Consider the following 13,224-nt stretch of genomic DNA (forward strand, 5'->3'; position numbering starts at 1 on the left):
GGTGGGGTCCGATATGCGTAAATGGCTGAATCTGTTGGCAGTGCTGCTGTTGGCGCTTGTGGTCGCGGCGCCAGCCGACGCTCTGGGTAAGCGCAAGAAGGGCGGCCAGCTCGAAGCGATGCAGCTGGCGTACGCCACGGCGATCCGCTGGGGCGAATTCGAGGAAGCCTGGCAGCTGGTGGATCCGGCCTATCGTGAAGCGCATCCGATGACCGAACTGGCGTTCGAGCGCTACAAGCACGTCGAGATCTCGGGCTATACCGACAAGAACAGCTCCGTAAGCGAAGACGGCAACGTGTTGCGCAACGTCGAGCTGCGCGTGATCAACAAGCACAATATGGCCGAACGCAGCCTGCGCTACCGCGAAGAATGGCGTTGGGACCCCGAAGCCAAGCGCTGGTGGCTGGTGGTGGGACTGCCCGATTTGTGGAACGGCGAATAAGGCCCTACCTGCCGGCAAGGGTTCCTTTGCCCAACAGGCACGAACTTGTCCTGGGCCTATGCGACAATCGCGGCCCGTTTTGCAGCTATCCATACCGTGAACTTCGAACAACTGCAGGCCTTCGCCAGCTCCTCGCCCATGCTGTCGCTGGCCTTGGTCGGATTGACCCTGGCCATCATCGTCACCGAGATCGCCCGTCTGTTCCGCGGCTACAAGGCCCTGCGCCCGGCCGAGCTGACCGGCCTGATCAACCGCGACAATGCCCTGGTGGTGGACCTGTCGGCCAGCGCCGATTTCGAAAAAGGCCACATCGCCGGCAGCCGCAACCTCGCTCCCAGCCAGTTCGACCCGGAGAACAAGGTGCTCTCTGCGGCCAAGCAACTGCCCGTGGTGGTGGTCTGCCGCAACGGCCAGGCTTCGGCTGCAGCCGCCAAACGCCTGAAGAAGGCCGGTTTCGAGCAGGTGTACTGGCTGGACGGCGGTGTCGCCGCCTGGCAGCAAGCCGACCTGCCGCTGGTCAAAGGCCGCTGAGCCGCGTCCTTCAGCGGCCGGCCCTTGAAGCCGGGCCGGCCCGCCGCCATCCCATGCAATAATTCCTCTCTTTCGCGCCCTCTTTTCCATACAGATCCACGGAGTACGTTCATGTCCGACGAAATCACCAACGGCGCCGCCGCGCCCGCCGAAGCCAACGCTCCCGCCTTCACCGTGGAGAAGATCTACGTCAAGGACGTATCCTTTGAAGTGCCCGGCGCGCCCGCGATCTACAGCGAGAATGTGCAGCCCGAGCTGCAGCTCAACCTCAACCAGCGCGTGCAGCGCCTGGGCGAGAACGCGTTCGAGGTTGTGCTTGGCGTGACCCTGACCTGCAAGGCCGGCGACAAGACCGCCTATGTCGCCGAAGTGCAGCAGGCCGGCGTATTCGGCCTGGTCGGCCTGGACCCGCAGTCGGTGGACGGTCTGCTCGGCACGCAGTGCCCCAACATCCTGTTCCCGTACATCCGCCAGTTGCTTAGCGATCTGATCCAGGCCGGCGGCTTCCCGCCGTTCTTCCTGCAGCCGATCAACTTCGACGGCCTGTACGCCGAAACCTTGCGCCAGCGTGCGGCCCAAGGCGAAAGCGAGCTGGCCAATAGCGAGCCGGCCGGCAACGTCTAATCTTCGCGACCCGATCCTGTGGTTGAATCGCCGCGGTAAGCGGCGATCTGGCGGGCCGTAACAACCGGCCCGTCGTTGTTTCCAGGAGGGACGAAGCTTGGCCGAATCCTTGAAAATCGCGGTATTGGGCGCGGGCTCCTGGGGCACCGCGCTGGCCGCGTTGATGGCGCGGCATGGACACGCCGTGATCTTGTGGGGCCGTGATGCGCAGGCCGCCCAGTTCATCGACCAGAACCACGAAAACGTCCGCTACCTCCCCGGCATTCCGCTGCCGGACACCTTGCGCGCTACCACCGATCTGGCTACCGCCCTGCAGCAGGCGGATCTGGTGCTGGTGGTGGTGCCTTCGCACGCATTCACCGAAACCCTGCGCCTGCTGGCACCGTTACGGCCGTCCGCTGCCGGCGTGGCCTGGGCGACCAAGGGCTTCGAGCCGGGTTCCGGCCGATTCCTGCACGAAGTGGCCGAAGACATTCTGGGCCCGACAGTACCGCTGGCCGTGGTCACCGGTCCGTCTTTCGCCAAGGAAGTGGCGCTGGGCCTGCCCACTGCGGTGACCGTGCACGGCAGCGATGCCGAATTCGCCCAACGCGTGGCGGAGGTCCTGCATGGCCCGGCGTTTCGCGCCTACACCGGCGACGACATGGTCGGTGCCGAACTCGGCGGCGCCATGAAGAATGTACTGGCGGTGGCCACCGGCGTGGCCGATGGCATGCAGCTGGGCCTCAACGCACGGGCTGGCTTGATCACCCGCGGGCTCAACGAAATGTTGCGCCTGTCCGCAGCCATCGGCGCCAAGCCCGAGACCCTAATGGGCCTGGCCGGGCTGGGCGACCTGGTGTTGACCTGCACCGGTGATCTTTCCCGCAACCGCCGCCTCGGCCTGGCCCTGGGCCGCGGTCAGTCGCTGCAGGATGCGGTACGCGAAATCGGCCAGGTGGTCGAATCGGTGCAGACCGCCGACGAAGTGATGCGCCAGGCCGATCGCCATGGCATCGATCTGCCCATTTCCAGTGCGGTCCGCGCCGTGCTGCATGGCGATCTGGCGCCCGCCGCCGGTCTGCAGCAATTGTTGGCGCGCGAACAGAAACCCGAATATCCGCAAACCCTGTTCAAGGATTGATCGCTGCAATCGCTCCGCGCCGCAATCGATGCGGCCTGTCGCATAGCTGAGCTTGCGCGGTAGCGCTTTGCCCTTTGGCAAAAGGGGGCTACGGGGGATCCGCCCTTCGCGCCAAAAGCAAATCCCCCTCAATCCCACTTTTTCAAAGGGAGAGGCCAAGCCATAAAAAAAGCCCGGCACTAGGCCGGGCTCAGGGTGCGACGCGGAGAGAGAGGGACGCGTCGCGTTACTCGATGGCAGTGGACACCCGTTGACCTTATTACCAGGTGAAGCGCGGGCCCACGAACCACTGTGTATCGTTATCGGCGAATTTCACGTCGCCGCTGATGCCCCAGTTCGGGTTGAACTTCACCTGTGCGCCCAGGCGGCCGTAGAAATCGCCGTCGTAGTCTTTGCCGTCTTCGTAGCCGGCCATGGCATAGCCTTCCAGGTTCGGGATCAGTGCGGCACGCACGCCGACCTCGGCGCTATAGCCGTCCAGGTCGTCGCCGGGGAAGCGCACATCGCCGACGGTGAAATCGTCGCCTTTGAACTTTTCATAGGCCACGCGGGTGACCAGGTCGACCTTCTGCGAAATTTCGTGGTTGTAGCCGACGCCCACACGCCACTGGTCGTAGCCGTAGTTCGTGTCCTTCAGGTCCTGGTTGTTGTAACCGGCGAAGACATGGAAGTTGGGTGCGATGGCGACCGAGCCGTTCAGGCCCCAGCCGTCGGAATCGGGTGCATCTTTCAGGTTGGTGGCGGTATAGCCGCCTTCCACATAGTTGTACGACACGCCCTCTGCAGCCGAAGCGGCAGCGCTCAAAGTGAGCGCGGACAGGAGCGAAAGAGCAAGCAAGGACTTCTTCATTGCAATGAGCCTCTAAGGTTTATGGTTATTAGCCAGCGCTGAGGCGTAAGCCGTTCGCAGCCGGTGTGTGAAGTATCCGTAAAGCGCTGCAATGCCCACTGAATACCAAACTGAGCGGTACATAAATTCAGCGCAACTTTGAGGAACTAATTGAAGCGCGCGAAAGCTGCGCTCAGTTGCCGCCGGCGAAGCCGATCTGTCGCCAGGCTTCGAACACCACCACGGCGATGCTGTTGGAGAGATTCAGGCTGCGGTTGTCGGGCCGCATCGGCAGGCGCAGGCGCTGCTCCGGCGGCAGGCTTTCCAGCACCTCGGCGGGCAGGCCGCGGGTTTCGGGGCCGAACAGGACCGCATCGCCGGCGGCGTAGCGCGGTTGGTCGTAGCGTTGGCGGCCGCGCGTGCTGAGAGCGAACAGGCGTCTAGGCGCGATCGCAGTCAAGGCCGCTTCGAGCGAAGCGTGGACCTGCAGCGTGGCGTATTCGTGGTAATCCAAGCCGGCGCGTCGGAGCTGCTTGTCCTGCAAATCGAAGCCCAAGGGCTCGATGAGGTGCAGCCGCGCGCCGGTATTGGCGCAGAGGCGGATCGCGTTGCCGGTGTTCGGTGGAATCTCCGGCTGGTACAGCAGCACGTCCAGATCTAGTGCGCTTGCGGTGTCGTTGCTCATCGCACGGATTCTACGGGGCGCTGGCTCTACAGGCGCGATGCCGCACGTGGTTCCGGTGATGCTTGAAGCGGGTTATTCCATTAACGCAGATACATTCAAAAGGTATTGCGCTTCAAGCGATCAACGCGAAGCCAGCTGCTGGGCCAGGGTAGCGGCACCGACGGCCACGATCTGCACGTCTTCCACCGACGGACGCACGGTCACGACCGGCATATCGACGATGCGAGCGGTGTTGTCGGCCAGGAAATAGGCCACGTCTTCAGCGGCAGGGCGTACCGTCACGGTGGCCAGATCGACGATCTTGTGCGACTGGTAGTACACCGCGTCTTGGAACGACGGGCGAACCGTGACGGTCGGCATGTCGACGATGGGGTTGGAAACCGGGGCGGAGGCCTTGGCGTTGGCTTCGGCATAGGACTGGCTGGAGATCAGCATGGAGCCGGCGCAGACGGCGAACAGGGCGGCGGCGGTCAGCGGGAGGAAGGTCTTGGTGTTCATGGTGTTGTGCCTCTTTAGTGTCGTTGTTGGGTGGTGTGGTAGTAATGTAGTACACCTAATCAGATCGGTCAAGTAGAACTTGCATTTGCAGTTCTTTTATTCAGCTATCAGTCAGATTCGATTGGGTCGGTTGTGCTTGCAGAGTAGTAATGCAGACGCCGTGCCAACTTTAAGTTATTGATTCAATTGAACTTGAGTTCAAGAAACTGGTGTCCGTCCGTCCGCCCGGGTGTCCGGTGGGTGACCGGATCGTTGTCAATGACGCTCGATCCCGCCGCATGTGACCCCCTTCTACGGACGAAGGAAAATCACCCGGCCAGCTTTCTGGACAGTGGTTGTGATGCGCTTCAGGGAGAAAAGGTTGAACGCAGGGGCCGAATCCGCGTCACCAGGGCAGGGTTTGTCCTTGCCAATCCAGGAAAGCGCCGGAGTCCTGCGCTTTCAGCCCGCCGATCACTTGCAACAGGCCGTGGGCCGATTCCTGCGGGCTGAGCGCGGCGCGGTCGGTGCCCATGTCGGTGCGCACCCAGCCGGGATGCAACGCCACCACCACGATGCCGCGCGGTACCAGCGCTCGCGCCAGCAACGAGGTCGCCATGTTCTGCGCGGCCTTGCCGATGGCGTAGCTTGGGGTGCGGAATTCTTGATGCGAGCCGGTCTGGCGCAGGCCGATCGATCCGATCTCCGAGGAGATGTTCGCTACGCGCGCTCCGTCCGCAAGTTGTGGAGTGAGGGTCTGCACCAGCAGAAACGGCCCCAGGGCATGGGTGCGGAAGCTGGTTTCCAGGTCGGCGGCCTGCACCTCGCCGTAGCGCTCGCCGCCGCGCAACACGCCGGCGTTGTTGATCAGCAGGTCCAGCGGTTCGCCTTCGGTCAGCAACGGCAATTCGCGGGCCAGCGCTGCATGGCTTTTGGGTTCGGCCACGTCCAGCGGCACCACGTGCAGGCGTCCGGGATATTCACCGGCCAGGGTATTGAGCGCGGTGGCCTTGCCGGGATGTCGGCAGGCAGCAATCACCCGGCCTCCCGCCGCCAGCAACTGCCGGCAAAGCTCCAGCCCCAGCCCGCGGTTGGCCCCCGTGACCAGGCTACGTTGCGCTGCCTTGCGTTCCATACCAGCACCTGCCTTACGACCATGCCTTGTGGCCTAGTGTAATGACCAGCCGTGGCCGCTAGCATCACAAGCCGACCTGCTGACCTATCTTTATATAAGGAATATCCGATGCGCCTTTCCCACCGTCCGCGTGCCGCTCTGCTCGCGGTTGCCCTGTCGACCGCCCTCACCGGACTGGTGGCGTCGCCGCAAGCCGCCCAGGCCAAGCCCGCCGGCAGCGCGCAGGTGGAGATCAAGTACGACGAATTCACCCTGCCCAACGGCTTGCGTGTGATCGTGCATACCGACCGCAAGGCGCCGGTGGTGGCGGTGAACCTGTGGTACCACGTGGGCAGCAAGAATGAGCAGCCCGGCCGCACCGGTTTCGCCCACTTGTTCGAGCATCTGATGTTCCAGGGCTCGGAAAATCACAAGGCCGAATACTTCGAGCCCTATGAACTGGTCGGCGTGACCGACCAGAACGGCACCACCAACCAGGATCGCACCAACTATTTCCAGAACGTGCCCACCACCGCGCTGGACATGGCGTTGTGGATGGAATCGGACCGCATGGGCCATCTGCTGGGCGCGATCGACCAGAAGTCGCTGGATGAGCAGCGCGGCGTGGTCCAGAACGAGAAGCGCCAGGGCGAGAATCAGCCCTACGGCCGCCGCATCAGCGCCAAGATTTTCGAAGCGCTGTATCCGGCCGGCCATCCGTACAGCTGGCAAACCATCGGTTCCATGGCCGACCTGGATGCGGCCACGCTGGACGACGTGAAGACCTGGTTCAAGAGCTGGTACGGACCCAACAACGCGGTACTGGTGCTGGCCGGCGACATCGACCTGAAAACCGCCAAGCAGAAGGTCGCCGAATACTTCGGCGACATTCCCGCCAGCGCCACCCTGGCCGACATGCCCACCAACATCCCCAAGCGCGACAAAGACACGCGCGAGACCGTACCGGACCGGGTCCCGCAGGTCCGCATCTATCGCGCCTGGCCGGTGGCCGAGCTCGGCAGTAAGGACGCGACCTTGCTGGACCTGTTCGCGCAGGTCCTGGGCGGCAGCGCGTCCTCGCGTTTCGACACGCGTCTGGTCCATCGCGACAAGATCGCCGACAACGCCAGCGCCTATGCCTGGAGCAGCGAACTGAGCGGCACCTTCTTCCTGGTGGCCACGGTCAAGGACGGCGTGGATACGGCCAAGGTCGAGAAGACCCTGGACGAGGAACTGCAACGCCTGATCAGCGAAGGTCCGACCGCCGAGGAACTCGAGCGCGCCAAGGTCACCACCCGGGCCAGCTTCGTGCGCGGCATCGAACGCATCGGCGGTTTCGGCGGCAAGTCCGACGTGCTGGCCCAGTGCGCCGTCTATTCCGGAAGGCCGGACTGCTACAAGACCGATCTGGCCGACATCGATGCGGCTACCCCAGCCAGCGTGCAGGCGGTGGCGAAGAAATGGCTGGGCGTCGGTTCACACACGCTGGTAGTGCAGCCCAGCGAAACCCCGGCTTCGTCGCTGCCGGAAACCGTGCAGGCGGCGCCTGCCAGCAAGCCCGCGGAAGTACCCGCAGTCGACCCGAAGTTCAAGACGGTCAAGACCGACATCGACCGCAGCACCGGCGTGCCGAAAACCACCCGCTTCCCCGCACTGAAGTTCCCCGCGCTGGAACGCGCCACGCTCTCCAACGGTATGCAGGTCGTGCTGGCCGAACGCCATGAGACGCCGGTGGTGCAGTTGTCGGTGGAATTCCCCGGCGGCTACACCGCGGACCTGGGCAAGAAGCTGGGCACCGCCAACTTCACCATGCAGATGCTCGACGAAGGCGCCGGCGCGTACAGCGCGCTGGAGCTGGCTGCACGCCAGGAGGATTTGGGTGCGCAGATCGGCGTCGGCGCCGGGCTGGATTACGCGGCCGTCGGCTTGTCCGCGCTCAGCGACAAGCTGCCCGAGTCGCTGGACCTGCTGGCCGACGTGCTGCGTCGTCCGACTTTTTCCCCGGAAGAGATGGAGCGCGTACGTGCGACTTGGATCGCCGGCATCAAACAGGAGAAGGCGCGGCCGCAGACCGCGGCGATGCGGATCATGCCGCCGCTGCTCTACGGCGAAGGCCATCCGTACGCCATTCCGTTTACCGGTAGCGGCACCGAGGCCTCGATCGCCTCACTGAGCCGCGACGATCTGGTCGCCTTTCACGACAACTGGCTGCAGCCGGACAAGGCCCGCATCGTGGTGGTCGGCGACACCACCCTCAAGCAAGTTCTGCCGTTGCTGGAGCAGCGCTTCGGCGACTGGAAAACGCCGACGGGCGCACCGGCCCTGCCGTCCATCTCTCAGGTCGCGGCGCCCACGGCCAACCATGTCTATTTGATCAATCAAGCGGGGGCAACCCAGTCCAACGTCTACGTCGGCCAGTTGGTTCCGCCGACCGGCGACGCCGGCACCATCGACTTCGACTTCGCCAACGGCGTGCTGGGCGGCGAATTCACTTCGCGCCTCAACAGCAACCTGCGCGAGGACAAGCATTGGGCCTACGGTTCCTACAGCAACGCCAGCAACACCCTGGGCCAGCGTCCGTGGTTCGCCTCGGCTGCGGTACAGACCGACAAGACCGCCGACTCGATCAAGGAGCTGCGTTCGGAAATCACCGCGTTCGCTAGCGGCCAGAAACCAGCCACCGCCGCCGAGATCGCCAAGATCCGCGCCAGCAACACGCTCAGCCTGCCCGGCGGCTACGAAACCGCATCGGCGGTGCAGGGCCAGATCAGCAGCAATCTGCGCTACGGCCGTCCGGACGACTACATCGTCCAGTACAAGGCCCGCAACGACGCGATGACCATCGCCGAGGTACAGGCCGCGGCCAAGACCCTCGTTCCCGGTTCGCTGATGTACGTGGTGGTGGGCGACCTGTCCAAGGTTGAGGCGCCGGTACGCGCCCTCAACCTGGGCGAAGTCAGCGTGCTGGACTCCGACGGCAAGCCGGTAAAACCTGCGAAGTAAACTCCTGCCCCCTCCCTTGCGAAGCAGGGGAGCTCGAAGCCGCCTTCGGGCGGCTGAGGGGGAGGGGTTGCTCTTGATTTTGCTTTTGCGGGCTTTTGTTCTTCAAACTTCCGCCAAACGCACTCTCTCCCAGCCCCTCTACTGCCACGGGGCAAGGGAGGAGACCAGCGTGGCTTCCTCCGAAGTTCAGAACTCTCGCCACATACTCCAACGCGCACCCCCGCAAACAGGATTCCCCCATGCGTCTGCCTTTGATCGCAATTTCCCTGATCCTGACCGTTTCCGGCTGTACTTGGGTGCAGATGGCTCCCGAAGCCAGCGGTGTGCGCGTGATCGCGGCCGGCGCCGCCCCTGCGGGCTGCGAGAAGCGCGGCGAGGTTTCGGTTTCGGTCAAGAACAGCGTGGTCTTCTACGAGCGCAACGCCTTGCGCGTGCGCGACGAACTGGAAACCCTGGCCCGCAACGAAGCTCCTGGCATCCAGGCCAATACCGTGCAACCGCTGGCCGATCCGGTCGACGGCGAACAGCGTTTCGCCGCCTACCGCTGCGCCAGCAGCTGACCTCTAAGAGCCGGCCCTGCCCGCAAGCTCTTCTTGCCGGGTAGGCGGGAAAAGCTCGCGGGCAGGGCCCGGTCCTACAGAGGCGCACTACGGCCTAGCGCCCAAAGGTGCGATAAGACACGGAAGCCGGTACCCTTGTCGCCCCTTCGGCCAGCCTCGGCGCTCACTTAGATGCTCTTCCAGAACGTCTCCATCGCGGGACTGGCGCATATCGATGCGCCGCACACCCTGACTTCCAAAGCCATCAACGAACAGTTGAAGCCCACCATGGACCGTTTGGGCATCCGCACCGACGTGCTGGGCGACATCGCCGGCATCCACGCCCGCCGCTTATGGGACGACGACCAGCAAGCTTCCGACGTGGCCACCCTGGCCGCGCGTCTGGCGCTGGCAGACGCCGGCGTGACCGCCGATCAGATCGGCCTGCTGGTCAACACTTCGGTCAGCCGCGATTTTCTGGAGCCGTCCACCGCCAGCATCGTGTCCGGCAACTTGGGCATGGGCGAGGACTGCCAGAACTTCGACGTCGCCAATGCCTGCCTGGCCTTCATCAACGGCATGGACATCGCCGCCCGTATGCTGGAACGCGGCGAGATCAACTACGCCCTGGTCGTGGATGGCGAAACCGCCAATCTGGCCTACAAGATGACCCTGGAGCGCATGCAGTCGCCGGACGTCACCGAAGAACAATTCCGCAACGAATTGGCCACCCTGACCCTGGGTTGCGGCGCCGCGGCCATGGTCATGTCGCGCAGCGAGCTGACCCCGGACGCACCCCGCTACAAGGGCGGCGTGACCAAGGCCGCGACCCAGTGGAACACCCTGTGCCGCGGCAACCTGGACCGCATGGTCACCGATACCCGCATGCTGCTGATCGAAGGTATGAAGCTGGCGCAGAAGACTTTCGGCGCGGCTAGGGTTGCGTTGGGCTGGGTGGTGGACGAGCTGGACCAGTTCGTTATCCATCAGGTCAGCCAGGTGCATACCCAGGCGTTCATCAAGGCCTTCGGCATCGACCCCAAGAAAGTGCTGACCATCTTCGGCGAGCACGGCAACATCGGACCGGCCAGCGTGCCGATCGTGCTGAGCAAGCTCAAGCAGCTGGGCCGGCTGAAAAAGGGCGACCGCATCGCGCTGCTGGGCATCGGTTCGGGTTTGAACTGCTCGATGGCCGAAGTCGTCTGGTAAGACGGCGGACCAGTATTCCTCGGGGCCGGTTCGCCGGCCCTTTCATTTTCTGCGGTAGGTCGCGATGAATCTCCCCGGCTATCCCTTCACGCCCAAGCGGTTCGAGGTGCGTCCCGGCCTGTCGATGAGTTATCTCGACGAAGGTCCGCCCGAGGGCGAAATAATAGTGATGCTGCACGGCAATCCGTCGTGGAGTTATTACTGGCGCAACCTGGTATCGGGGCTCAGCGACCCAGCCCTTGCGAAGCGTTACCGTTGCATCGTTCCCGACCACATCGGGATGGGCTACTCCGACAAGCCCGACGACCGCGACTACGACTACACGCTGCAATCGCGCATCGACGACCTCACCGCGCTGCTCGACCACCTTGGCATCGCCGGCCCGGTGACGCTGGCCGTGCACGACTGGGGCGGCATGATCGGCTTCGGCTGGGCGCTGACCCATGCCGCGCAGATCAAGCGGCTGGTGATCACCAACACCGCTGCCTTTCCGTTGCCGACGGCGAAGAAGATGCCGTGGCAGCTGTCGCTGGGTCGCCACTCCAAATTCGGCGCTTTCGTCATCCGCGCCTTCAATGCGTTTTCCAGCGGCGCCTCCTACCAGGGCGTAGAAACGAAAATGCCGGCCGACGTACGCCGTGCCTATGTGTCGCCCTACAACAATTGGGCCAACCGCATCAGCACGCTGCGCTTCATGCAGGACATCCCGCTGCATCCGGGCGACAAGGCATGGGCGCTGGTGGAAGCGGCCGGGCAGCGCCTGCCGCAGTTCGCCGACCGTCCCGCATTCATCGGCTGGGGGCTGCAGGATTTCGTGTTCGACAAGCACTTCCTCGCCGGTTTCACGAAAGCCCTGCCCAGCGCACAAGTGACCGCGTTCGAAGACGCGGGCCATTACGTGCTGGAAGACAAGCAAGCCGAGCTGGTGCCGGCAATCCGCAATTTCCTCGATACGCACCCGCTGGCATGAGCCGGATCTGCAACATCGCCGCCACGCTCCCGCACCTTGCGCGCGAGCGGCCCGAGCAGATCGCAATCCGCTGCCCCGGTTCGCGCGGCAGCGACGGTTTCGGCAAATACGATGTCGCCCTGACCTACGCCGAACTCGACGCGCGCAGCGATGCGATCGCCGCGGGCCTGGCCAAGCGCGGCATCGTCCGCGGCACGCGCGCGGTGATCATGGTGCGGCCGTCGCCGGAGTTCTTCCTGTTGATGTTCGCATTGTTCAAGACCGGCGCGGTGCCGGTGCTGGTCGATCCCGGCATCGACCGCAGCGCGTTGAAGCAGTGCCTGGACGAAGCGCAGCCGGAAGCCTTCATCGGCATTCCGCTCGCGCACATCGCAAGACTGGTACTTGGTTGGGCACGCAGCGCGAACAAACTGGTCACAGTGGGTTCGCGCTTCGGCTGGGGGGGAACCACGCTGGCCAAAATCGAGCGCCTGGGCGCGGGCGCAGGTGCGCAGCTTGCCGACACCCAGCCCGACGAAGTGGCCGGTATCCTCTTCACCAGCGGGTCCACCGGCGTGCCCAAGGGCGTGGTCTACCGGCACCGCCATTTCGTCGCCCAGATCGAACTGTTGCGTAACGCCTTCGGCATGCAGCCAGGCGGCGTCGATCTGCCGACGTTTCCTCCATTCGCCCTGTTCGATCCTGCGCTGGGACTGACTTCGATCATTCCCGACATGGATCCGACCCGGCCCGCCAGCGCGGATCCGCGCAAGCTGCTGCACGCGATCCGAACGTACGGGGTGACCCAGTTGTTCGGCTCGCCCGCGCTGATGCGTGTACTGGCCGATCACGGCGAGAACCTCGTGGGCGTGCAACGCGTCACTTCCGCCGGCGCCCCGGTGCCGCCGGAAGTGGTGGAGAAGATCCGCGCGCTGCTGCCCGACGAGGCGCAGTTCTGGACCCCCTACGGCGCCACCGAATGCCTGCCGGTCGCGGTGATCGAAGGCCGCGAACTGCAAAGCACCCGCACAGAAACCGAGCGTGGCGCAGGCACCTGCGTCGGCCGCCCGGTCGCGCCTAACCAAGTGCGCATCATCGCCATCGACGATGCGCCGATAGACCAATGGACGGACGGATTGCTCGTCGTCGACGGCGGAGTGGGGGAGATCACGGTGGCGGGCCCCACCGCGACCGACAGCTACTTCAACCGCGAATCGGCAACGCGCGCCGCGAAGATCCGCGAATCGCTACCCGATGGCGGCGAACGCGTAGTGCATCGCATGGGCGATGTGGGCTATTTCGATGCGCAAGGCCGGCTGTGGTTCTGCGGACGCAAGACGCAGCGTCTGGAGACAGCGGACGGCCCGTTGTACACGGAACAGGTCGAGCCCATCTTCAACACGCACCCTGACGTGAAACGAACCGCATTGGTTGGCGTCGGCGTGCACGACCGGCAAGAGCCAGTGCTCTGCTACGAACTTCAGCCGGGCGTTTCAGCTGACCATCGCGCCAGGGTCGTCGATGCGCTGCAGGCAATCGCGGCAGGTCATGCGCACACAGTAGGCATCCAACGATTCCACTGCCATCCGGCCTTCCCCGTCGACATCCGCCATAACGCGAAGATCGGGCGAGAGAAGCTGGCAGTGTGGGCGGCTAGCCAGAAAAACATCTGACGATGCAGCGCTTTCGCCCCCTCCCT

General features: G+C 64.1%; 13 protein-coding genes. 9 read left to right on the forward strand and 4 right to left on the reverse strand.

The genetic code is table 11. The features are described from left to right. Window positions 1-13 precede the first annotated feature (13 nt). The 4 genes from AC1DTQ_RS07145 to AC1DTQ_RS07160 all read left to right on the forward strand — a co-directional run bounded on the left by AC1DTQ_RS07145 (window position 14) and on the right by AC1DTQ_RS07160 (window position 2,720). On the forward strand, window positions 14-442 hold the full coding sequence (locus AC1DTQ_RS07145; RefSeq protein ID WP_477848819.1) for a hypothetical protein: 429 nt from the start codon (window positions 14-16) through the stop codon (window positions 440-442). Between the two features lie 96 nt (window positions 443-538). After that, complete coding sequence (locus tag AC1DTQ_RS07150) at window positions 539-973, forward strand: rhodanese-like domain-containing protein (RefSeq protein ID WP_477848820.1); 435 nt, start codon at window positions 539-541, stop codon at window positions 971-973. A gap of 111 nt (window positions 974-1,084) precedes the next feature. Beyond that, window positions 1,085-1,597, forward strand: coding sequence for a protein-export chaperone SecB (gene secB / locus AC1DTQ_RS07155; RefSeq protein ID WP_477848821.1), 513 nt, complete (start codon window positions 1,085-1,087; stop codon window positions 1,595-1,597). Window positions 1,598-1,694: 97 nt separating this feature from the next. Further along, window positions 1,695-2,720 (forward strand): NAD(P)H-dependent glycerol-3-phosphate dehydrogenase, encoded by a 1,026-nt coding sequence (locus tag AC1DTQ_RS07160; protein ID WP_477848822.1) that lies wholly within the window; start codon window positions 1,695-1,697, stop codon window positions 2,718-2,720. A gap of 259 nt (window positions 2,721-2,979) precedes the next feature. Here the strand turns inward: AC1DTQ_RS07160 and AC1DTQ_RS07165 are convergent, their stop codons facing one another. The 4 genes from AC1DTQ_RS07165 to AC1DTQ_RS07180 all read right to left on the reverse strand — a co-directional run bounded on the left by AC1DTQ_RS07165 (window position 2,980) and on the right by AC1DTQ_RS07180 (window position 5,846). Further along, window positions 2,980-3,570, reverse strand: a complete 591-nt coding sequence (locus tag AC1DTQ_RS07165) for a porin (RefSeq protein ID WP_477848823.1) — start codon at window positions 3,568-3,570, stop codon at window positions 2,980-2,982. A gap of 172 nt (window positions 3,571-3,742) precedes the next feature. Then, window positions 3,743-4,234, reverse strand: a complete 492-nt coding sequence (locus tag AC1DTQ_RS07170; RefSeq protein WP_477848824.1) for a tRNA (cytidine(34)-2'-O)-methyltransferase — start codon at window positions 4,232-4,234, stop codon at window positions 3,743-3,745. A 120-nt stretch (window positions 4,235-4,354) separates the two neighbouring features. Then, window positions 4,355-4,732, reverse strand: a complete 378-nt coding sequence (locus AC1DTQ_RS07175) for a hypothetical protein (protein WP_477848825.1) — start codon at window positions 4,730-4,732, stop codon at window positions 4,355-4,357. A 385-nt stretch (window positions 4,733-5,117) separates the two neighbouring features. After that, window positions 5,118-5,846: an SDR family oxidoreductase gene (locus AC1DTQ_RS07180; RefSeq protein WP_477848826.1), complete on the reverse strand. Its 729-nt coding sequence runs from the start codon at window positions 5,844-5,846 to the stop codon at window positions 5,118-5,120. A gap of 108 nt (window positions 5,847-5,954) precedes the next feature. Between AC1DTQ_RS07180 and AC1DTQ_RS07185 the strand changes: the two genes are divergently transcribed. The 5 genes from AC1DTQ_RS07185 (at window position 5,955) to oleC (ending at window position 13,198) form a co-directional block, all read left to right on the forward strand. After that, window positions 5,955-8,828: a M16 family metallopeptidase gene (locus AC1DTQ_RS07185; protein ID WP_477848827.1), complete on the forward strand. Its 2,874-nt coding sequence runs from the start codon at window positions 5,955-5,957 to the stop codon at window positions 8,826-8,828. Between the two features lie 239 nt (window positions 8,829-9,067). Then, window positions 9,068-9,388 (forward strand): DUF4156 domain-containing protein, encoded by a 321-nt coding sequence (locus AC1DTQ_RS07190; protein WP_477848828.1) that lies wholly within the window; start codon window positions 9,068-9,070, stop codon window positions 9,386-9,388. Between the two features lie 171 nt (window positions 9,389-9,559). After that, window positions 9,560-10,576 (forward strand): 3-oxoacyl-ACP synthase III, encoded by a 1,017-nt coding sequence (locus AC1DTQ_RS07195; protein WP_477848829.1) that lies wholly within the window; start codon window positions 9,560-9,562, stop codon window positions 10,574-10,576. Window positions 10,577-10,640: 64 nt separating this feature from the next. Then, window positions 10,641-11,546, forward strand: a complete 906-nt coding sequence (locus tag AC1DTQ_RS07200; RefSeq protein WP_477848830.1) for an alpha/beta fold hydrolase — start codon at window positions 10,641-10,643, stop codon at window positions 11,544-11,546. Beyond that, complete coding sequence (oleC, locus tag AC1DTQ_RS07205) at window positions 11,543-13,198, forward strand: olefin beta-lactone synthetase (RefSeq protein WP_477848831.1); 1,656 nt, start codon at window positions 11,543-11,545, stop codon at window positions 13,196-13,198. Before AC1DTQ_RS07200 ends, oleC begins: the two co-directional genes overlap by 4 nt. Window positions 13,199-13,224: the final 26 nt, after the last annotated feature.

The organism is Pseudoxanthomonas sp. P4_B2 (assembly GCF_056402315.1).

Excerpts from the sequence above, each read along its gene's own strand:
- AC1DTQ_RS07145 (WP_477848819.1), top strand. The coding sequence starts at position 14 with ATGCGTAAATGGCTGAATCTGTTGGCAGTGCTGCTGTTGGCGCTTGTG.
- secB (WP_477848821.1), top strand. The coding sequence starts at position 1,085 with ATGTCCGACGAAATCACCAACGGCGCCGCCGCGCCCGCCGAAGCCAAC.
- AC1DTQ_RS07165 (WP_477848823.1), bottom strand. The coding sequence starts at position 3,570 with ATGAAGAAGTCCTTGCTTGCTCTTTCGCTCCTGTCCGCGCTCACTTTG.
- AC1DTQ_RS07170 (WP_477848824.1), bottom strand. The coding sequence starts at position 4,234 with ATGAGCAACGACACCGCAAGCGCACTAGATCTGGACGTGCTGCTGTAC.
- AC1DTQ_RS07175 (WP_477848825.1), bottom strand. The coding sequence starts at position 4,732 with ATGAACACCAAGACCTTCCTCCCGCTGACCGCCGCCGCCCTGTTCGCC.
- AC1DTQ_RS07180 (WP_477848826.1), bottom strand. The coding sequence starts at position 5,846 with ATGGAACGCAAGGCAGCGCAACGTAGCCTGGTCACGGGGGCCAACCGC.
- AC1DTQ_RS07185 (WP_477848827.1), top strand. The coding sequence starts at position 5,955 with ATGCGCCTTTCCCACCGTCCGCGTGCCGCTCTGCTCGCGGTTGCCCTG.
- AC1DTQ_RS07190 (WP_477848828.1), top strand. The coding sequence starts at position 9,068 with ATGCGTCTGCCTTTGATCGCAATTTCCCTGATCCTGACCGTTTCCGGC.
- AC1DTQ_RS07195 (WP_477848829.1), top strand. The coding sequence starts at position 9,560 with ATGCTCTTCCAGAACGTCTCCATCGCGGGACTGGCGCATATCGATGCG.
- AC1DTQ_RS07200 (WP_477848830.1), top strand. The coding sequence starts at position 10,641 with ATGAATCTCCCCGGCTATCCCTTCACGCCCAAGCGGTTCGAGGTGCGT.
- oleC (WP_477848831.1), top strand. The coding sequence starts at position 11,543 with ATGAGCCGGATCTGCAACATCGCCGCCACGCTCCCGCACCTTGCGCGC.